The organism is Amycolatopsis umgeniensis, from assembly GCF_014205155.1.
Taxonomy (GTDB): domain Bacteria; phylum Actinomycetota; class Actinomycetes; order Mycobacteriales; family Pseudonocardiaceae; genus Amycolatopsis; species Amycolatopsis umgeniensis.
Map to the genome: position 1 here is coordinate 2,941,668 of NZ_JACHMX010000001.1, position 20,943 is coordinate 2,962,610.

The 20,943-nt window shown below is 67.9% G+C and carries 17 protein-coding genes; 8 read left to right on the top strand and 9 right to left on the bottom strand.

Going from position 1 to position 20,943, the window contains the following annotated elements:
- Positions 1-68 precede the first annotated feature (68 nt).
- Entirely contained in the window at positions 69-1,319 is a 1,251-nt protein-coding gene (locus tag HDA45_RS13430; RefSeq protein ID WP_184895178.1) for an aspartate aminotransferase family protein, read from the top strand.
- A complete protein-coding gene (locus HDA45_RS13435; RefSeq protein ID WP_184895179.1) occupies positions 1,319-1,816 on the top strand; it encodes a DUF3830 family protein in 498 nt (165 codons plus the stop codon). The genes HDA45_RS13430 and HDA45_RS13435 overlap by 1 nt, the downstream gene beginning before the upstream one ends.
- Positions 1,817-1,878: 62 nt before the next feature.
- Here the strand turns inward: HDA45_RS13435 and HDA45_RS13440 are convergent, their stop codons facing one another.
- Entirely contained in the window at positions 1,879-2,865 is a 987-nt protein-coding gene (locus tag HDA45_RS13440) for a hypothetical protein (protein ID WP_184895181.1), read from the bottom strand.
- Between the two features lie 149 nt (positions 2,866-3,014).
- Here HDA45_RS13440 and HDA45_RS13445 point away from each other — a divergent pair, with 149 nt between their 5' ends.
- Positions 3,015-6,002 (top strand): AfsR/SARP family transcriptional regulator, encoded by a 2,988-nt coding sequence (locus tag HDA45_RS13445; protein ID WP_452039139.1) that lies wholly within the window; start codon positions 3,015-3,017, stop codon positions 6,000-6,002.
- Here HDA45_RS13445 and HDA45_RS13450 read toward each other — a convergent pair.
- Positions 5,986-6,774 (bottom strand): Calx-beta domain-containing protein, encoded by a 789-nt coding sequence (locus HDA45_RS13450; protein ID WP_184895183.1) that lies wholly within the window; start codon positions 6,772-6,774, stop codon positions 5,986-5,988. The genes HDA45_RS13445 and HDA45_RS13450 overlap by 17 nt on opposite strands.
- A 189-nt stretch (positions 6,775-6,963) precedes the next feature.
- Between HDA45_RS13450 and HDA45_RS13455 the strand changes: the two genes are divergently transcribed.
- On the top strand, positions 6,964-8,346 hold the full coding sequence (locus HDA45_RS13455) for an FAD-binding oxidoreductase (RefSeq protein ID WP_184895186.1): 1,383 nt from the start codon (positions 6,964-6,966) through the stop codon (positions 8,344-8,346).
- A gap of 12 nt (positions 8,347-8,358) precedes the next feature.
- Positions 8,359-9,912: an acetolactate synthase large subunit gene (locus HDA45_RS13460; protein WP_184895188.1), complete on the top strand. Its 1,554-nt coding sequence runs from the start codon at positions 8,359-8,361 to the stop codon at positions 9,910-9,912.
- 49 nt (positions 9,913-9,961) lie between these two features.
- On the opposite strand, the gene HDA45_RS13465 is transcribed toward HDA45_RS13460, so the two are convergent.
- The 7 genes from HDA45_RS13465 to HDA45_RS13495 form a co-directional block, all read right to left on the bottom strand.
- Positions 9,962-10,435, bottom strand: a complete 474-nt coding sequence (locus tag HDA45_RS13465) for a helix-turn-helix transcriptional regulator (RefSeq protein ID WP_184895190.1) — start codon at positions 10,433-10,435, stop codon at positions 9,962-9,964.
- Between the two features lie 438 nt (positions 10,436-10,873).
- A complete protein-coding gene (locus tag HDA45_RS13470) occupies positions 10,874-12,028 on the bottom strand; it encodes a ParB N-terminal domain-containing protein (RefSeq protein WP_184895192.1) in 1,155 nt (384 codons plus the stop codon).
- A gap of 641 nt (positions 12,029-12,669) precedes the next feature.
- A complete protein-coding gene (locus HDA45_RS13475) occupies positions 12,670-14,091 on the bottom strand; it encodes an MFS transporter (protein WP_184895193.1) in 1,422 nt (473 codons plus the stop codon).
- Between the two features lie 63 nt (positions 14,092-14,154).
- Positions 14,155-14,637: a DUF3761 domain-containing protein gene (locus HDA45_RS13480; protein WP_246480701.1), complete on the bottom strand. Its 483-nt coding sequence runs from the start codon at positions 14,635-14,637 to the stop codon at positions 14,155-14,157.
- A gap of 72 nt (positions 14,638-14,709) precedes the next feature.
- Positions 14,710-15,462: an SDR family NAD(P)-dependent oxidoreductase gene (locus HDA45_RS13485; RefSeq protein WP_184895195.1), complete on the bottom strand. Its 753-nt coding sequence runs from the start codon at positions 15,460-15,462 to the stop codon at positions 14,710-14,712.
- Between the two features lie 9 nt (positions 15,463-15,471).
- On the bottom strand, positions 15,472-16,359 hold the full coding sequence (locus HDA45_RS13490; RefSeq protein ID WP_184895203.1) for an SRPBCC domain-containing protein: 888 nt from the start codon (positions 16,357-16,359) through the stop codon (positions 15,472-15,474).
- Complete coding sequence (locus HDA45_RS13495; protein WP_184905599.1) at positions 16,352-16,909, bottom strand: ArsR/SmtB family transcription factor; 558 nt, start codon at positions 16,907-16,909, stop codon at positions 16,352-16,354. The genes HDA45_RS13490 and HDA45_RS13495 overlap by 8 nt, the downstream gene beginning before the upstream one ends.
- A gap of 67 nt (positions 16,910-16,976) precedes the next feature.
- Here HDA45_RS13495 and HDA45_RS13500 point away from each other — a divergent pair, with 67 nt between their 5' ends.
- The 3 genes from HDA45_RS13500 (at position 16,977) to HDA45_RS13510 (ending at position 20,927) form a co-directional block, all read left to right on the top strand.
- Complete coding sequence (locus HDA45_RS13500) at positions 16,977-18,053, top strand: histidine kinase (protein ID WP_184895205.1); 1,077 nt, start codon at positions 16,977-16,979, stop codon at positions 18,051-18,053.
- Entirely contained in the window at positions 18,050-18,718 is a 669-nt protein-coding gene (locus HDA45_RS13505) for a response regulator (RefSeq protein WP_184895207.1), read from the top strand. The genes HDA45_RS13500 and HDA45_RS13505 overlap by 4 nt, the downstream gene beginning before the upstream one ends.
- Positions 18,719-18,827: 109 nt before the next feature.
- Positions 18,828-20,927, top strand: a complete 2,100-nt coding sequence (locus tag HDA45_RS13510) for an MMPL family transporter (protein WP_246480703.1) — start codon at positions 18,828-18,830, stop codon at positions 20,925-20,927.
- The last annotated feature ends 16 nt before the right edge of the window (positions 20,928-20,943 follow it).

Below are 20,943 nucleotides of genomic sequence, written 5' to 3' on the forward strand. Positions count from 1 at the left end.
TCCCGAACGCCATGCTATGGATATTGTCAACAATCGACAACAGCTCAGCCGACCTAGGAGCGCAGCCCATGGCCCAGCTATCACCGCTGCTCAAGCAGGCAACGCCGGTCGTGGTCGACCACGGTGAAGGGGTGTACCTCTACGACACCGATGGCAAACGTCACCTGGATTTCACCGCCGGGATCGGCGTGACCAGCACCGGTCACTGTCACCCGCACGTGGTGAGCGCCGCGCGGGAGCAGATCGGCAAACTCATCCACGGGCAGTACACGACGGTCATGCACAAGCCGATGCTGGAGCTGACGGAGAAGCTGGGCGATGTCCTGCCGGAAGGACTGAACTCCCTCTTCTACTCGAACTCGGGCAGTGAAGCGGTCGAAGCCGCGCTCCGGCTGTCGCGGCAGGCGACCAAGCGGCCCAACGTCATCGTCTTCCAGGGCGGATTCCACGGCCGGACCGTCGCGGCGGCGACCATGACGACGTCGGGTACCCGGTTCAGCGCCGGGATCTCGCCGCTCATGTCCGGTGTGCACGTCGCGCCCTTCCCGTACGCCTTCCATTACGGCTGGGACGAGGAAACCGCGACGAAGTTCGCCCTCCGCGAGCTCGACTACCTGTTCGCGACGGTCTGCGCGCCGAACGAGACCGCCGCGTTCTTCATCGAGCCGGTGCTCGGCGAGGGCGGGTACGTCCCGGCGAACCCCGAATTCCTGGCCGGGTTGCGGGAACGCGCCGACAAGCACGGGATCCTGCTGGTGATGGACGAGATCCAGACCGGCTTCGGCCGGACGGGCAAGTTCTGGGGACACGACCACTTCGGGGTGCGCCCGGACATCGTGCTCATCGCGAAGGGTCTCGCGAGCGGGTTCCCGATCTCGGGCATCGCCGCGTCGGAGGAGCTGATGGCGAAGGCGCTCCCCGGTTCGCAGGGCGGGACGTACGGCGGCAACGCGGTGGCCTGTGCGGCGGCGGTCGCCACGCTCGAGGTGATCCAGCGGGAAGGGCTGGTCGAGAACGCCGCCGAACGGGGACGTCAACTGCTCGAAGGAGTCCGGGTGATCGCGGACAAGTCGCCGTCGATCGGCGACGTCCGCGGGCTGGGGCTGCTGGTCGGCTCCGAGTTCACCACACCGGACGGCGAGCCGGACACCGCGAAGGCCCAGGCCGCCCAGAAAGCCGCCTCCGCCAACGGGTTGCTGCTGCTGACGTGCGGGGCGTACATGAACGTCGTCCGGATGGTGCCGCCGCTGATCGTCGACACCGAACAGGTCGACGAAGCGCTGCGGATCTGGGGTGACGTCGTGGCGGGGGTCGAGTGATGGCGCGCTACATCACGATCACCCTCGACAAGCGCGGGGTGTCCTGCCGTGCCCGGCTGCTCGACACCGAAGCCCCGCGGACCTGCCGCGCGGTGTGGGACGCGTTGCCGCAGAGCGGTTCGGCGTACCACGCGAAGTACGCGCGCAACGAGGTCTACACCCTCGTACCGCCCTTCGCCGAACCGAAACCGGGCCGCGAAAACCCCACGGTGACCCCGATTCCGGGTGATGTCGTGTACTTCGGGTTCGAGGCCTGGGAGATCGGCAACCCGGCGTACGGCTACGACGACGGCAGTGAGGCGCACAGCGACCAGGGCGCGACGGACCTCGCGATCTTCTACGGCCGCAACAACCTGCTGATCAACGGTGACGCGGGCTGGGTGCCCGGCAACGTGTTCGCGACGATCGAGGAGGGGCTGGCCGAAATGGCCGAAGCCGCGCAGGACCTCTGGCTGCGAGGTGTCGAAGGCGAGACGCTTTCGTTCGCACGCGCGTGAAAACCCGTGGGCGACGAGGGTTCCCCACCCTCGCCGCCCACGGGCCGGCACCCCTCCCTGGCTTACTGCCGTTCGGCGGCGAGCCGGTACTCGACACCACCGACTTCTTCACCGCGCTGATCGACCTGGGTCACGTGAACGGTGTACTGCCCACCCGCGGCCTCGGCGCCGGCGGTGAAGCTCAGCCGGGCGTCGATCTGTTCGCCCGCCTTGAACGCCAACCCGCTGATCCGGGCCCGCTGCGGGTTCACGATGGCCAACTCGGTCTCGCCGACCCGTTCGACGCCTTCACCCTTCGCGCCGCCTGCCCGCCACCGCGCGGCGAGGTCGGGGCCGAGGTCGATGGTGATCCGGCCCGGGCCGGTGAACGGCCTGCCCGGCTGGGTGAAGACGATGTCACCGACCGCCGTGGGGTCAGGACCGTGCCAGCCGAACACGATCGGCCGGATCACCGGGACCTTGATCTTGAACGGGACCGCGTTCACGTTGTGCCAGGCGATGTTGTTGTTGTTCCGCGTGTTGAGGGAAGTACTGACGCCTTCCGTCGGCAGGTCGGTCGGCGAGAGCCACCGGGCCAGCAGGCAGAAGTGCGAGCCGATCGGGACCTTCCACGGGATGACGACCGTCTTGGTGCCGTAAGGCACGTCCACGTCGAGCTTCGAACCGATGTAGTTCCACTGGTTCGGCCACTGGGCCACGGTGCCCTGCTTGGTGTACCAGACCTGCAGGTTCCCCTTCTCGTAGGCGTCACCGTACGGGCCGGGGCGATTGAGCGTGACGTGGATGAAGGCGTTGCCGCCCTGGACGATCGGGTCGTCGGTGGCGCACAGGATCGTCGCCGAGAAACACACCCGGATATCGGGGCTGGAGTAGAGCGAGCCGGACGAGGCCTCGTACCCGTAATCGGATCCGTTGTCCCGGATGAAGACGTCGCTGCGAGCTTCCGGTGCGGCCTGCACCGCCGGTGCGACACCTGCGAACAAGGTCGCGACGGCCAAGACGGCCGAGGCGAGCAGCGTTCGACGGCGCCGCGGATTACTGCTGATCATGTTTCCCTCCTAGGGCGAAACATTCGACCTGTTGACCGTCTGTCAGGCCGGTTGTGGCGGGGTTGTCGTGATCGTGTGCCCTAATTGGCCGATTTCGGTGAGTCTTCGCCCAGATACGCTCACCGAGGTCACATGCCGGAGGGAGCAGCGTGCCCGGGCCAGGGGAACTACGGGTGCTGGGCGCGGTCGAAGCGATCGGCCCCACCGGGCGGGCGGAGTTGCACGGCGCCCGCCAGCGAGCCGTGCTCGGCGTGCTCGCCCTGCACGCGGGCTCGGTCATCCCGATCCCCCGGCTGGTCGACGTGCTCTGGGGCGAAGATCCGCCCCGCACCGCGGTGAAGACCCTGCACAGCCACGTCGCCAGGATCCGGCAGGCGCTGGAGGACTGCGGATTCCCGCCGGTCCTGCAGACACGCAAACCCGGGTACGTCCTGGCCGTCGCACCGTCCTCAGTCGACGCCCTTCGCTTCGAAGAGGAACTTCGTGCCGCCAAACGGAACAACGCGGGCCAAGCGGTGGCGGCGTTGCGCGAGGCGTTGCGGCTCTGGCGCGGCGAGGCCTTCGCGGACGCCGAACTCGACGGCTGGGGGCGGCGCGAGGTAGAGCGGCTCCAGGAACTGCGCCTGTCCGCCTGGGAAGAACTCTGGGACGCCGAACTCAGGCTCGGTGAACACGAGGAGGTCCTCCGTGAACTCCCGCGGCTGCGGGCCGGGCAGCCGTACCGCGAACGGCTCGCCGCGCTGCACATGCTCGCCCTGCACCGCTGCGGGAGGCATGCCGAGGCCCTGGAGACGTTCCAGGCCGTCCGCCGGGGACTTGCCGACGAGTTCGGCGTCGATCCCTGCCCGGACCTGGTCGAACTGCATACGGCGATCCTGCGCCGCGCACCCGAACTCGACGCGCCCGCGCGGGGGACGGCACCCGCGCAGCTCCCCGCCCGTGTCGGGCATTTCACCGGCAGGCAGCAGGAACTCGCTTCTTTGGACAGGCTCCTCGACGAACCCGAGCCGCCGGTCGTGGTCATCTCCGGCGCGGCCGGAATGGGCAAGTCCGCGCTCGCCGTGCAGTGGGCGCACCGCATCGCGGACCGCTTCCCCGACGGCCAGCTCTTCCTCGACCTCGCCGGGCACGACCCGCACGAAGCGGTGTCACCGGGAGACGCGCTCGCCCATCTGTCGCGGGGACTCGGCCTCCCCGACGACCGGCTCCCGGACGCGACTGCCGAACGCGCGGCGCTCTACCGCTCGCTGCTGCACGGCAAGCGTTGCCTGATCGTCGCCGACAACGCGGGCAGCGTCGACCAGATCCTCCCGCTCGTGCCGGGGACGGCGAAAGCGATGTTGATCGTGACCAGCAGACAGACCCTGGCCGCGCTCGGCAGCAGGCACGCTGTCCGGGTGTTCGCCCTCGACGCGCTGGCCGATCCGGAATCGATGACCCTGCTGACCCGGGTGCTGGGCCCCGACCGGGTCACCCGCGAACCCGAGGAGGCAGCGCGGCTGGCAAGGCTGTGCGACGGGATGCCCCTGGCGTTGCGGATCGCCGCCGCGCGCCTGACCGGCGAACCGAACCGTCCGATCGCGGAACTCACCCGCGAGCTGACCGGCGCCGGCCGGCTGGAAACCCTTGCGGTGCAGGGAGATTCCCGGACCGTCAAAACCGTCCTCGCGAGCGCCTACCTGCCGTTGGACCACGCTTCGGCACAGCTGTTCCGGCTGTCCGGGTCGACGCCGGGGACGTCGTTCAGCTCGGCTCTCGGGAGCGCGCTGTGCGGGGTGCCCGCCGAAGCGGGCCGGGCCGCGGTCGCCGCGCTGTCCGCGGCGCATCTGATCACCCCGGCGGGCCCGGATCGCTACCGCCTCCACGATCTGATCCGCGAGTTCGCCGTCGCTTGCGCCCGCGCCGACGAGACGACGTCGAGCCGCGCCGAGGCGGCGGACCGGCTGATCGACTGGTACCTGCACGTCGCCGCCGAGGCGAACCGGATCATCGACCCGAACCGCGACCTGGTCACCCCGGCGCTGCGCCACCCGCCGCCCGAACGACCGTTCCCGGCGGACAGACGTGCGGCGCTGGCCTTCCTGAGTTCCGAACGCGCGAACCTGCTGCCCGTGGTGCGGTTCGCGCGTGACCACGGCCGCAACACCGCCGCCTGGCAGCTCACCTACCTGCTCACCAGTTTCTACGACACCACGGGCGGCTGGAACGAGCGGATCGGACTCTGCCGCGAAGGGGCCGCTGCGGCAGCCGAGCTCGACGATCCGTTGGCGGAGGCGGAAATGCTGCGCGCGCTGGGTGCGGCCTACTTCATGACCCGCAGGCTGACCGACGCGCTCGAAACCAACGCCCGCGCTTTGAAGGCCGCCCGAGCGGCGGGTGACCTCGAAGGCGAAGGGCACATCTACAACAACACAGCGAACGCCTATGCCGCGCTGCGCCGGTTCGACGAGGCGATCACCGCGTACCAACTGGCGGTCGAGCGGTGCACCTCGGCGGGCAACCGGCTCGGTCGCGCGCTGTCCCAGCGCAACCTCGGCCATGCCTATATCCGCCGCGGCCAGCCGATGGACGGCCTCAGCCCGCTGACGGCCGCGCTGGAGACGTTCCGCGAACTCGGCAACGCGCGTCTGGAGGCCGCCACACTGGACACGCTCGGCGAAGCCTACGAGGAACTCGGCGACCACGAAATCGCGCTGGAACACCTCGGCAAGGCCCTGGCCGCGAGCCGGGCGATCGGTGACCGATGGCAGGAGTGGGAATCACTGCTGCACGCCGGCCAGGTCCATCTTTCCCGCCGCGACTTCCCGGCCGCCCGCGACGATTTCGACCAGGCGCTGCTGATCAGCCGGGACGTCGGGAACCGGCACAGTGAGGCGGCCGCGCTCGACCGGCTCGGCCGCGCTCATCTGGGGCTCGGCGACCTGGTCGCGGCGCGGGAGAACCTCGAGCGCGGCCTCGCGGTCCGGGCAGGGGTCCCGGACCCGTACGAGGAGGCTCACCTGCACCGCGACCTCGGTGACCTCGAAGCGAGGTGCGGCGACACGGCCGCCGCGGCCGCCCACTGGGCTCGAGCGATCGAGCTGTACCGGCGGGCGAACGCGACGGCCGACGCCGACCTCGTCACCGGGCGGGGCTGATCGCCACGGTCGAGGTCGTGTACACGAGCCTGCCCTGCGACGGCTCGAAGAACTCGACCCGTGCCTTCCCCGCTTGACCGGGCAGGAGCGTGAGTTCGGCGTATCCCCTCGTCTCACCGCGCTGGAAGGTGACGACACCGTCCTTCACCGGGACATGGCCGGAGCCCTCGGTGCGATAGCGGACCGTGAGCGGTCCGGCCCACGGCCGGGAGAGCACGAGCGGAACCTTGCAGGTGGTGCGCGGCGCGAAGTTGGGCGGGATCGACCAGCAGATCTCCCCTTCCTGGGTCGTACCCACGGGGGAGGTTTTGGTCGCGTCGTCGTCGGCCACCCAAGCGGCGCCGATGCTGTGCCCGATCCGCAGGCCCTTCTCGCCGTAGAGCAGCAGGGAGAACATCTCGTCGTTCTCGACGACGGAATCGGCGCGGACCTTGACCGCGACGGTCCGCGTATCCGCGCTCCCGGACCAGGTCAGCGTGCCGCCGCTCGGCAGGTAGTCGACGCCCTCCTTGGCGATGAACGCCGGATCGACCGGCGAGCCGTTGCCCTCGATCGTCCGGTACTCGACCGAGCCCTGGGGCACGCAGCCGCCGTCGTCGAGGGAAACGGTGAAGAGAAGGGTGGTGTACCCGGCGCTGGTTCCCTCGGCCTGGCTGACGCCGCTGACGTTCACCACAGGTGCCGTGCAACCCGCTTCCCCGCCTTCGGCCACCGGCACCGCGAGCCCGAACGTGACCGCGAACGCCGCCCCCAGCGTCGCGATCCGTCTCATCCTTGGTCCCATCGAGCGTCCACCCCTTCCGGCGGGCCGCCGCGGCCCGCTGCGACATGGGTAACCGAGTGAGGTTGTCGTGAGGTTGTGACCGCCGGACAGCAAACGTGAAAAGGATTCATGGCCATCGTCGCCCACGACGTACTACGCTTCGGTAACCAGGCAAAGACGCGTGAGGAAGGGCAGTCGATGGGCGATGTTGCGGCACGGTTCGCCGAGATCGTCGGGGACACGAATTTGCTGGCAGGCGAAGCGATCCCCGAGGACTACGCACACGACGAGGCATTGACCATCACCCCGCGGCGACCCGCCTACCTGGCGAAACCGGAAACCGCCGAGGAGGTCGCGGAGCTGCTCAAGGTGGCGGGCGAACACGGCGTGCCGGTCACCGCGAGAGGGTCGGGCACCGGGCTTTCAGGCGGCGCGCAACCACGCGAGGACAGTCTCGTGATCTCTTTCGAGCGAATGAACGCCGTACTGGAGATCGACACCGAAAACCACGTCGCCGTGGTCCAGCCCGGCGTCACACTGTCCGAATTGGACGAAAAGGCGACGAAGGCCGGACTCGGCTACACCGTTCACCCCGGCGAACTGAGCGCGAGCGTCGGCGGCAACGTCGGGACGAACGCGGGCGGGATGCGCGCGGTCAAGTACGGCGTCACGCGGCACAACGTCGTGGGCCTGCAGGCGGTGCTGCCGACCGGCGAGATCATCCGGACCGGCGGCAAGACCTCGAAGGTGTCGACGGGGTACGACCTGACGCAGCTGATCATCGGCTCCGAAGGCACCCTCGCGATCGCGACCGAGGTCATCGTGAAGCTGTACCCGCGCCTGCCGCACGGCGCCACGGTGTTCGCGCCGTTCGAGACCTTCGACGAAGTGATGACCGTCGTCCCGAAGATCATCGCCAGCGGGCTCGCGCCGCACATTCTCGAATACATCGACAACCTGACGCTCGCCGCGATCGGCTACAACGAGAAGCTCAGCCTCGGTGTCCCGGACAACATCCGCGACACCGCGCAGGCGTATCTGGTGGTGGCGCTGGAAAACCGGGACGACGACCGGTTGCACGCCGATATCGAGGAACTCGGCGGCATGCTGGGCGATCTCGGCGCGATGGACGTGTACGTGCTCGAAGGCAATTCGGCACGCAGGCTCATCGAGGCCCGGGAGAAGGCGTTCTGGACGGCCAAGGCGGCGGGAGCGGACGACGTCATCGACGTGGTGGTCCCGAGGTCCGCGATGCCGGAGTTCATGCGCCGGAGCAGGGAAATGGCGCTCTCGCGCGAGGCAGGCGCCCTCGGCTGCGGGCACGCCGGCGACGGCAACGTCCACCTCGCCATCTTCTGCAAGGACACGGCCAAGCGGAAGCAACTGCTGACCGACATCTTCGCGCTCGGCATGGAACTCGGCGGCGCGATCTCCGGCGAGCACGGCCTCGGAAAGGCCAAATCCGGCTACTTCCTCGAACTGGAGGACCCGGCGAAGATCGCGCTGATGCGCCGGATCAAGGAGAGCTTCGACCCGGCCGGGATCCTCAACCCCGGCGTTCTTTTCGCTGAGAGGGCTTGAAAAGTGAGTGAGATGAACGGCGCCCAGTCCCTGATCCGCACACTCGTCGACAGTGGTGTCGACGTGTGCTTTTCGAATCCGGGCACCTCGGAGATGCACTTCGTGGCCGCGCTCGACACCGTGCCCGAGATGCGTGGCGTGCTCGGCCTGTTCGAAGGCGTCGTCACCGGCGCCGCGGACGGGTACGCGCGCATCGCCGACAAACCGGCCGCGACGCTGCTGCACCTCGGCCCCGGCCTCGGCAACGGACTGGCGAACCTGCACAACGCGCGGCGCGCGCACACCCCGATCGTCAACGTGATCGGCGATCACGCGACCTATCACAAGCAGTACGACGCCCCGCTCGAATCGGACATCGAAGCCGTCGCCGGTTCGCTCGAAGGCTGGGTCCGCCGCTCCGAGCACACGAAAGACGTCGGCGCCGACGCCGCCGCGGCCGTCGCGGCCTCGCAGGACGCCCCCGGACAGGTGGCGACGCTGATCCTCCCCGCCGACGCGTCCTGGGGCGAAGGCGGCGAGGCTTGCGCGCCCATCCCGCCGCGGATCCCTAAGGCCGTCGACGCGACGACGGTGAAGAACATCGCCGAGGTGCTGGCGAGCGGTGAGCCGGTCGCCCTGCTCGTCGGCGGCAGCGGCTGCCGCGAGGCCGGGCTGCTCGCGACCAGCAGGATCGCCGCCGCGACCGGGGTGAAGGCGTTCGTCGAAACGTTCCCGTCCCGGCTCGAGCGCGGCGAAGGCCTGCCGACGATCGAGCGGCTGGGCTACCTCGCCGAGCAGGTCGCGTACCAGCTCGACGGGATCAAGCATGTGATCGTCGCCGGAACGAAAGCGCCCGTTTCGTTCTTCGCGTACCCCGGCAAAGCGAGCAACCTGGTGCCCGAAGGCGCGCAGGTCCACGTTCTGGCCGAAGTCGGGCAGGACATCCCGCGTGCCCTGAACGACGTCGCGAACCTGGTCGCCGCCGAGACGGAGCCGGTGCTGCAGGAGGCCTCCCGGCCCGCGCTGCCGTCCGGACCGCTGACGCCGCAGAACTGGGTCGAGGTCATCGGCGCGCTGCTGCCGGAACGCGCGATCATCGCCGACGAGGCGAACACGTCCGGCCTCTTGCTGCCCGCCGCCACCGCCGGTGCGCCGCGGCACGACGTGCTCACCCTGACCGGTGGCGCGATCGGGTACGGCATGCCCGTCGCGACCGGAGCGGCCGTCGCCGCGCCGGATCGTCCGGTGATCAACCTGCAGTCCGACGGCAGCGCGCTGTACACGATTTCGGCGTTGTGGACGCAGGCACGGGAGAACCTGAACGTCACCACGGTCCTGCTGAACAACCGCGCGTACGCGATCCTGCGGCTGGAGTTGCAGCGCGTCGGCGCGGACGCCAGCGGCCCCAAGGCGAACGAACTGCTCGACCTTTCGCGGCCGGACATGGACTTCGTCAAGATCGCCGAAGGCATGGGCGTCCCGGCGACAAGGGCGACGACCGCGGAGGAGCTGGCCGAGCAGTTCCAGCGCGCGCTCGCCGAGCCGGGACCGCACCTGATCGACGCGATCGTCCCCACACTGTTCTGAGCGGACTCGTATGTCGTAAGTCGCGCATCGGCGCGACTTACGACACCTCTCAGGTGGTCCGCGAGCGCTGGGCCAGCCAAAGGTTGGTCTGCAGGATATCCAGCCGGCTCAGATGCCGTACGGGGCTTGATTTCTTGCCGACCTCGCGAAGCCAGTCGTTCACTTCACTCCACAGCCACACTCCGCCGCCCACGAGGTAGTACGGCTTGGGGAAAGGACTTCCGGCTTCAGCGCCTTCTACCATCCACTCACGTACCGTGTCCTCCGCTACGTCTGACCGGTCCGCGATGTCCGAGAGAGACATAAGATCCTCGCAGCACCTGTCGACGTGGACGCCGGAGATCTCCTCCAGGCTCGCCACGACCTTCCGGGCGACGTCCATCGGCTCATCGCCGTCTGTGGTCACCGTGAGCATCGTCAGCCCGCCATACGATGCTGTGAACACATCGTGGCCCTGGTGGATACGCAACACCGTCTCGTCCGACAGGGCACCCACAGCAAAGATCAACTCGAACTGACCCACGTTCCGCCTTCCCGAGTGGTACGGGAGCGCCAAGTTACCATCGGCGCCCGACCGTCGAGCAGCACGATCACCCGTTCCGGGGCCTCGGCTGCTTGTCCAGCTCGTGGCGGTCAGGGCAGTGCCTGACCGCTTGTCTGAGGCGAGCCAGTTCGCCGTCGGGGTTCGCGGGAGTGCCGCTGACCGAGACCCTCCTGCTCAGATGCCGTGGACACGGGCAGTCGAGGACAACCCCGTGCCCACCAGGCCGCACCCTCCAACCAGTCTTGACCGCCTCCTCAATCTCGCGGTTGATAGCTTTGTGCTTGTGGTACTTGGCCACACAACCCCCTGGGCTGGGTCATTCGAGTCCGCTGCCTGACCGGGAAGGCCTCTCCCCAAGGGGTGTCGCCACAACGACGGACAATGAAGTCAAGAAGTGAATACGTGCCGGGAAGCGGGCTAGTCGACGCCCTTGAGCTTGCCACGGACCGCCTCGCCGGCCTTCGTTTCCGGCTTGGTGACCGCTTGGACAGCCCGTGTGATCGATTCCTTGCCTGAGCCCGCCGACATGGTGGCGACGCCGTCCTTGACGGTGACTTTGCCGCCGATCCCCTGCCACGCCTCGGATACGACCCAGTTGACTTCCTTCAGGGTGGTCCGCGCCGCGTCGATGGCGGCTTCGTCGTTGCGATAGAACGCCGACCCCAGACTGGCCAGCGCGACCCTGACAGCGATCGTCCTGACCACGCGCGACTTGTCGACAAGCACCTCGTGCCCACCGAAGTGGTCGAAGATCTCGCGGAACCAGGTAACACCCGCCTCATGCAGTCGTTCGAAGTCGACTCCGTCCCAGGATTCGGCTCGCTTCGACTTGAGCAGCGCTTTGTTCGGGCCGAGAACGATGGCCTTGACCATCTGCTCCGCATGCGTGAGCAGGATCCACTCCCCCAGATTCTGGTGGGTTCCGGTCAACTGCCTGCCCGTGGTCGCGTACTTGATTCCGAGCTCGTCGAAGATCTTCTTCGCCGCGGCGATCCACTTGTTTCGCGGATCGATGTTCGCCTTCGTGATGGTGTCGACCCGAGTACCCTCGTAATTGAGATCGACGAACATCTGCGCGGCTTGTTCTTCGCTTATGCCGTGGTAAACCTCGACGGTGACCGGCTGGTTGAGCAGCCGGTCCTTCAAAGCGGCGGACACGCTCTGATCGGCGTTGATGATAAGGGCGGCAAGGTGACGACACTCGCCGTCGGCCAAGGCTCCACGCCCCAAGCTCCCGTAGTCGTAGGTGTACCATGGGCTTCGCAGACCTTGGATGGTGACCGGGTCGGCAAGCTCCAGCATCGGCTCGGGCCACACGGACACGAATCCCGGAAGGACACCGAACGCCTCTTCCGGACTGGGCGCGAACTGGTCAAGCAGATAGGCACGCAGAGGGCCCTGAGTGTTCTTCATTTTCGCCGTGGCGATGTACCTCTCGACGAGAGTGGACTCACCGGCCACACTACGTTTCTCCAGGGCCTTCTTTTGAAAGGGGCGCTGCATTCTTCCTCGCAGCGGGGCCAGTTTCGCCGCGCGCGGCTCGACACTGAGCCCCTCCTCCATCTCCCGCATGGCCTCCTCAAGAGCAAGGCCCGAAATATGATGCTCTACAACCCAACTGAGCGGCACCACAGTTGTGAAGTGAAAAGCACTTCGACGAATTCCCGTGATCATTTTTGGAGCGAGCACAACACCCTGCTTCTCGATCGGATTGCGATATCGTGCTGCACTGGAGTTCGCCTGTCAAACACGGATCGATGCACTCGAGCACACCTCGGGCAACCACTCGACACGCACTCGAGCTAACGGACAAGAGGGCGATCGCGCCGACCCGCGCTGGTCATGACCGTTTCCCGACGCCCCCCACGGACGACGGCTCCCCATGCCTGTGCCGCAAGAGGCCGGACGCGAATCCCAACTCGATTCACTCGATCGAGCGAAGCCTTGCCGGGAAACTGGCTCAGACGGCCGCGCGTCTCAGGAGCATCGGCTCCACGTCCGGGCAAGCAAATAAGCAGCCTAGACAGGCAACCTTGCCTTCCGCGTCTCACCGATACCGTTCACGTGCGCACGAGCAATAGTTGGCGAAGCCAATCGGCTGGAGAGAACAAGCCCCTTCGCTTCGGGAATACCTGAACCTCGGAAACAGCCGAGAAAGCCGACTGCCCTACAGCGGGACGTTAAGGATTTCCGCCCGCCGCATCCTCAGCGCACTAGTGGACTGAAGCGACCAGCGGTTCGGGCTGGCGTTGTTTGGGAACGAAGGCTGTCAGGGCGAGGCCCAGGAGTGCCGCACCGGCGGCGACCACGAAGCTCAGCCGGAACCCGGTCGCCGAGGGAACCGAAACCCCGCCGACGGTGATCGCCAGCGACGCGAGCATGGTCGCCATCACCGCGCTGGACGTCGAGGTGCCGACAGAGCGCATCAGCGAGTTCAGCCCGTTCGCGGACGCGGTTTCGGTGACCGGGACCGAACCCATGATCAGCGCGGGCATGGCCGCGTAAGCGATGCCGACGCCGCCGCCGATGATGATCGACGCCGTGATCAGCTCGAAAGCGTTGTCCATCAACACGGTCGCGAAGAGGTATCCCGTCGCGATGGTGACGGCGCCGGTCATCAGCGTCGTGCGCGGACCGTAGCGCTCGATGAGCCGGGCCGAGACCGGCGACAGCATGAACATGACCAGGCCGTTCGGGGCCAGGCAGAGCCCGGCTTGCACCATCGTCAACCCGAGGCCGTAGCCGGTCGACGCGGGTGCTTGCAGCAACTGCGGGAACGACAGCGCCATCGAGTAGAGCGCGAACCCGATCATGATCGATGCGAGGTTGGTGAACAGCACGGGGCGACGCGCGGAGACCCGCAGGTCCACGAGCGGGTCGCGGCGCCGCAGCTGGTAGGTGCCCCAGATCAGCAGGATCGCCACCGCGGTTCCGGCGAAACCGAGCGTGCGGCCGCTGCCCCAGCCCCATTCGCCGCCCTTGACGATCGGCAGCAGCAAGCAGACCAGTCCGGCTGTCAGCCCCAGGGCGCCGAGGTAGTCGAAGGGCGCGGGTGTCTTCACCGGTGACTCCGGCACCACGAACAGGATCAGCAGTCCGCAGACGAGCCCGAGGCCCGCCGACGCCCAGAAGAGGACGTGCCAGTCGGCGTTCTGCGCGACCAGCGCCGATACGGGGAGCCCGATGGCGCCGCCGACGCCGAGCGTCGAACTCATCACCGAGATCGCCGCGCCGACGCGTTCGGGCGCGAGTTCGTCGCGCATGATGCTGATCCCCAGCGGGATCGCGCCCATCGCACAGCCCTGCAACCCACGGCCGAGGACCATCAGCGCCAGCGAACTGGTCAGCGCGGAGACCACCGAACCGGCGACCAGGAAACCCAGGCTGATCAGCAACAACCGGCGTTTGCCGTAGAGATCGCCGAGCCGTCCGCTCACCGGCATCACCACGGCTCCGGCGACCAGGGTCACCGTCACCACCCACGACGCGTCGGACGGGGTCGCGTTGAGCAGCCGGGGAAACGACGGGATCAGCGGGACGACGAGCGTCTGCATGAACGAGGCCACCAGGCCACAGGTGGCGAGCACGACGACGAAGACCCGGGGCGAAGGTGCCCGGCCGGCCGGTTTCACCATGTGCGTCCCATGATCCGACCTTACACAGCACTCCCTTCCGAGGTGAATGGTTGACCGACAGGATCACAACCAGGTGCGGACCCCACCGTGCCCGGAGCAGGTTCCGCGGCGATTCTGGCTGTAGCTATAGGAACCGTCCTTGCAGAGGGCGGTCGCGCCGTCGGCCGCGCCGGGTCCGGTCGCCGGCCGGTGGACGCAGAGGCCGTCGGTGTTGCGGTAGTAGTCGCTCCCGCATTCCGCGAGATTCGGCGCCTTCGCCGTGGGTGTCGTCTTCGGACGTGTTTTCGACGGTGGCGGCTCGACCTGCTTCGGCACCTCGACCGCGGTCGTGGCCGGTGGCACGAACTGCTGAGGTGCCGGTGTCGGGCTCGGTGTCGCCGTGGTCGAGGGTGGTGGCGTCCAGCTGCTGGTCGGCGTGGCCGACGTCGACACCGGGCTGCTTTGCGGCGTGACCCGCCCGGTGGGCACGGTCTCCACACCGCAGCCCCCGGCGATCAGCAGTCCGATCGCCAGTGCCATCCCCAGTTTCACGGTTCTCTTCGGCATAGCGGCCTCCCCGGCACGTGGTGGTGCCGCGTAGTCGGGAGATCGTTCGCCGGTGTTACCGCCGAGGGAAGGTCAGTCGACCATCGTGCCGCAACTGATGTTCAACGCCGTCGCCGTCATGCTGCGCGCGTGGTCCGAGGCGGCGAAGGCGGCGACACGGGCGACATCTTCCAAAGACGCCGTCCGCTTGAGCATCGTCGCCTCGACCATGTCGCGGATGGCGTCGTCGAGTCCGGCGCCCGCCGGGATCGTTTCCGGGATTCCGCCGGTGCGGAGGGTGACCACCCGGATGCCATGCGGTCCGAGTTCGCACGCCAGCCCTCGTCGCAACGCCTCCATCGCGCTGAACGCGACCTGCAGGCCGCCGAGGTGGTACCCCGGCAACGGATCTCCGTCGCCGCCGAACATCAGGATCACCCCGGACCCCTGCCCGATCATGTGCCGGGCGGCCGCCCGCGCTGTCAGGAAGTTCGTCCGCACCGCCGTCCGCACCGGGCTTTCGAAGTCCGCCAACGACATCTCGACCAGCGGAGTGCCCTGGACGTCCTCATGCGTGATCACGTTCATCGAGATGTCGACACTGCCCGCCGAGGAGACCACCGAAGCGGCGTGCTCGTCGATGGCCGCTTCGTCGAGTGCGTCGAACTCCGCCGTCTCGGCCTTCCCGCCCGCGTAACGGATTTCTTCGGCCAGTGCGTCGAGTTTCTTCAGTGTGCGGCCGGTGAGGTGGACTGTCGCGCCCTCCCTGGCGAAGCCGTGGGCCACCGCGGAGCCGATCCCGCCAGCTGCCCCGTAGACGATCGCGTTCCTGCCTTCGAGCAACATCGGATCCTCCTACTTCCCGTCCAGCGCGATGAGTCCTTCGGGCATTCCGTCCAGGTGGACGTCGACCCAGATCGGGAGCCACATGTCGACCTCGTGGAACCGGCGCAGCTCGGCCAAGCCGCTGAGCCAGCCCATCCAGGAGCCATACGGCGGCTTCCCGTCAGAGAATCCACTTTGGACGAACGTCAGTTTCGTGCCACCGCCGGAGTCCTCGAGTTCCCAGGAAGTCACGATGCCTTCCTCGTACGCGAGCGTCATCCTCCCGTCTGGCACCAGATCGACGATCTTCGCCGGTTCCGGATCCTGCTCCAGCGAGCCCATCGCCCAGCGTCCGCCGACGCGCATCTCGGCCTCGATCCGCGCGCCGAACCAGCGCGTGAACGCGGCGGGATCGGTGATCGAGCGGTAGACCTCCGGTCGTGCCGCGTCGATGCGCACTTCTTCCCGCATCACCGGGGAAGTGAGGTCGCAGCGGGCGGTGATCGGGCGCCCCTCCACGTGATCGACGAGGTTCGCGACCGCCAGCGCCCAGAACGTGTGCATCATGCCGAGCGGCGAGTCCGAATCCGCCATCAGCGCGGCGAAGTCCGGCAGGCCGGTCTGGCTGTACGACAAAGAGGTCCCGTCTCCGTCTTCCGCCAGCTCGAGTTCGACGACCGTCTCCGTACCGTCGACGGTCCAGGCGAACCGCAGGACGTGGTCTTCGGCCGTCAACAGCCGCTGACGTGGGACGGCGCCGTCCGGCGTGTAGCGGCCCCAGAATTCGTAGCGGGACGGCAGGTCGACTTCCGCGTACTCGGAAAGCCAGATACGCAGCGCTCCGGGGTCGATCAGCGCGTGCCAGACGTCGTCGATCGGCGCGCGCACACGCACCTGGAAGCTCGCCGGTTCAGTCACGAGCCTCTCCTTTCGGGTAACAGGCCACGGCGAGTTTGAAGGCGTCGCCTTCCGCTCCGCCGTAGCGGGTGAACAGATCCTGCAAAGTCGTCTTCAGTTCGTCGAGGAACTCCTGGCGGCGCTCCGGCTCCACCCGGATCTCTCCGGAGACACCGATCGACGGCAGTTCCGGCGCGGCCCTGTCGAGCGCCGCGATGTCCGCCTGGACCTCTTCCGTGAGGTCCACCAGGTAGCCGAGGCTCAGCTCGTCCCGCGCCGCCCGCGGGCCGATCCGGCCGACCAGCCCTGGCGACAGCCAGTACGAACGCGCGCTCGCCTGGTACACGCCCTCGTTGATGCCGCGCACCCTGCGTTCGGAAACCTGCGTCACGAGACCGGCTTCCACCAGGCGTTTCACGTGGTAATAGACCCGTTGCGGCGTCTGATCCAGCACCGCCGCCACCTCGGTACAGGACCGCGGCTCCGCCAGTTGCCGCAGGACGTCCACGCGCTGGGGCTTCAGCAACGCCTCCGCCTGATCGAGCCGCTCCAGGTACGCCACATCCTTCATCACGAAAATCAGTTTGAACGTAAAAATCTATTTTGTCAATTGCGCCGGATCGCGCTACTCTCGTGGTGTGGCGATCCTGCGGCGGTACTCGGCGGACATCGCGATCACCGTGGCGGTGATCGCGAGTTCCGTCGCGGTCTCGCTCGGCGCGAGCGCGGAACCGCCGCGCAACGCGGTCCTCGGCTGGGTCTGCGCGGTGCTCGCCTGTGCCGCCCTGTTCCTGCGCCGCAGGCACCCGCTTCCCGTCACGATCTTCACCGCGGTGTGCTGCGCGCTCTACTACCCGTACACGGATCCCGACGGGTTCGTGCTGCTCGCCTTCGCCTTCGCGCTGTACAACAACGCCTCGACAGGGCGGATCCGCAGCGCGGCGATCGTCGCGGCGGCCGCGATGGGCGGTGTCGCGGTCGGCGAGGCACGGGGCGGCGCCGCTCGGCAGGTGGACAACTTCGCGTTCCTGCTGATGGCGGGCTGGTTCATCGCACTGGTCGCGGTCGGAGCCGTGACGTACTACCGCCGCGAAGCCGAGCGCACCAAGGAGTCGGAAGCACAACGAAGGGCCACCGACGAACGCCTCCGGATCGCGCGCGAACTGCACGACGTCCTCGGGCACAACCTCGCGCTCATCAACGTCCAGGCCGGCGCCGCGCTGCACGGCAAGGATCCGGCGAAATCCGAGGAGGCACTGGCCACGATCAAACAGACCAGCAAGGACGCGTTGCGCGAACTCCGCGCCACCCTGGGCATGCTGCGGCAGGCGGATACGCCGAGCCTGGCCAGGGTCGCCGAGCTGGCCGAGTCGGCGGGCGCGCACGGACTGATCGTCCGGACCGAAATCGACGGCACGGCGAGGGAGCTGCCACCCGCCGTCGAACACGCCGCTTTCCGGGTCGTCCAGGAGGCGCTGACCAACGTCGCTCGGCACGCCGCGGCGGGCACCGTCGTGGTCCGGATCGGCTACACCGACCATGATGTGTCCGTGCAGATCGACGACGACGGCCGGGGAGGCGCCGCGAAGCCCGGCAACGGGATCCGCGGGATGGCCGAACGAGCCGAAGCGCTCGGCGGCGAATTCGCCGCGGCCGCGCGCGAGAACGGCGGCTTCCGTGTGCGTGCCCGGCTTCCCTTGCGGGCGGCGCGATGATCCGGGTCCTGCTCGTCGACGACCAGCGGCTGGTCCGCGCCGGGTTCAAGTCCATTTTGGACGGCGAGGCCGACATCACGGTCGTCGCCGAGGCGGCGGACGGGCGGGAGTCCCTCGAAGCCGCGCATGAACACCAGCCGGACGTGGTCCTGATGGACATCCGCATGCCGGTGATGGACGGACTCACCGCGACCCGGCATCTGCTCGGAGACCCGGCGCTGACCGGGGTCAAGGTCGTCATCCTCACCACCTTCGACCTCGACGAGGACGTCTACGGTGCCCTGCGCGCCGGCGCCAGCGGATTCCTGGTCAAGGACACCGAACCGGAGGAACTGATCCACGGCGTCCGGGTGGTCGCACGGGGCGACGCGCTGCTCGCGCCGTCGATCACCCGCCGTCTGATCTCCGAATTCGCGGGCCGGGTGGCGCGGCCGGGGCCTTCGCCGGTGCTGAACCGGCTCACCGAACGCGAACGCGAGGTGATGAGCCTGGTCGCGGCCGGTCTGTCCAATGACGAGATCGCGAAGGAACTCGTGCTCAGCCCCGCCACGGCGAAGACACACGTCAGCCGGATCATGACCAAGGTGGGCGTCCGCGATCGCGCGCAACTCGTCGTGCTCGCCTACGAATCGGGCATGGTCACCCCTCGCTGGTTGACCCCGTGACCACAACTCCGGTAGTACGGGAAACGCCTTAGGGGTACCCAGAAGTTGCGGCCGGAGTGCCCGCCGGAGCCCGACGAAACGCGGGCGGGAAAAGCCGATGCTTTCCGCCATGGACACCATCACGCTCTCCGAAAGGCGGCCTGGGGGCGGCCTTTCGAGGCTGGCAGGCTGGTCACAGCGCCACCGCTGGCTCGCCGTTTCGCTCTGGCTGCTCACTCTTCTCGGCGTCACCCTGGGCTCGCAGGTGGCGGGCAGCGCCTACCACGACGACCATTCCCTGCCGGGCACCGAATCGCAGCGGATCATGGAACTGTTCGAAGCACAGGCTCCCGCGCAGACCGGCGCGACCGCCGAGATCGTCTTCAAGACCGAAAGCGGACTCGCGACCGCGCGCGGGCCGATCGAGGAGATGCTCGCCGAAGTCCGTTCACAGCCACATGTGAAAGCGGTGACCAGTCCGTTCGACGACCCGTCCGCGGTTTCCCGCGAGGGCACGATCGGTTATGCCGCACTGGCTTTCGACCTCGAGTCGAAGGATCTGCCCTACGACGACATCGTGCGTGTCGTCGACACCGCGAAGAAGGCCGAATCGGCCGGGCTCCGGGTCGAACTCGGCGGTGAACCGATCGAGCGGACCAGCGAGAGCGGTGGGCCGTCGGAGGGCGTCGGAATGCTGGCCGCGCTGGTGGTCCTCGTCTTCCTGTTCCGCTCGATACTCGCCGCCGGTCTCCCGGTGATCGCGGCGATCTTCGCCGTCGGCAGCACGCTCGGCGTGATCGTGCTCGTCAGCAGGTTCGTCGACATCGCCAGCTACACGGCACCGCTGATGATGCTGGTCGGGTTCGGCGTCGGCGTGGACTACGCGCTGCTCATCTTCAATCGCTACCGCAGCGAAATACTGAGCGGTCTCGACCGCGAACAAGCGGTGCGGCGCGCCCTCGACACCGCCGGGCGCTCAGTCCTTTTCGCCGGTGGAACGGTGATCATCGCGCTGCTCGGCCTGCTCGCGCTCGGTCTCGGCTCCCTGCGCGGTGTCGCTCTCGCGGTGGCGTTGACCGTCCTGGTGACGATGATCGCGTCGGTCACCCTGCTGCCCGCCCTGCTGTCGCTTTTCGGCCGCCGCCTGGAAAAGGGCATCCGCAAGCACGCGGAGAAACGGGAACACGGCAAGGCCTGGGGCAAACTCGGCGACGCCGTGCAGCGGCGGCCGCTGGTCCCGCTGGCGATCGGCCTGCTCGTCCTCATCGGACTGTCGCTGCCCGCGCTCGGCATGCGCCTCGGATTCGCCGACGCGGGCACGGCTCCGGAAACGTCGACCACCCGGCAGGCGTACGACCTGATGGCCGAGGGCTTCGGGCCGGGCTTCAGCGAGCCGCTGATCGTGGTCACCGAGAACGGTGATGGCGTCGCGCTGCAACGGAAACTCGAAACCACACCGGGAATCGCCAAGGTGACGCCGCCGAGGGGACAAGGCGTCACGACGGTCCTCGCCTTCCCCACGTCTTCCCCGCAGGACGAAGCGACCGCCGAGCTCGTGGAGCGGCTGCGGACCGAGGTGTTGCCGGGTCTGCCCGGGAACTACCTGGTCGGCGGGAGTGTCGCGGCGGCGGTGGACTTCGCGGACGCCGTCGGCGACCGGTTGCCGCTGTTCGTGCTGGTGGTCGTCGGGTTATCGGCGTTGCTGCTGATGGTGGTCTTCCGGTCGATTCTCATCCCGCTCAAGGCGGCCCTGCTGAACTTGCTGAGCATCGGCGCCGCGCTCGGCGTGATGACGGCGGTGTTCGGCGACGGCCTGTTCGGCGTGCAGCCGGGACCGATCGAAGCGTTCGTTCCGGTGCTGATCTTCGCGATCGTCTTCGGGCTTTCCATGGACTACGAGGTGTTCCTGGTGTCCAGGATGCACGAGGAATGGCGGCGCACCGGCGACGCACGGCACGCCGTCCGCGAAGGACTCGCCTCCACCGGAGGGGTGATCACGGCCGCGGCGGTGATCATGATCCTGGTGTTCGGCGCGTTCCTGCTCAATCCCGATCGGATGCTGGCGCAGTTCGGACTCGGGCTGGCGGTGGCGGTGCTGGTGGACGCGTTCGTGATCCGCTGTCTCGTGGTGCCCGCGGTGATGCGCCTGCTCGGGGAACGTGCCTGGTGGCTGCCACGATGGCTGGACCGGCGACTGCCGCACGTGGCACTGGAACCGTCGTCCCGCTGACCCCGGACGCTGGGAA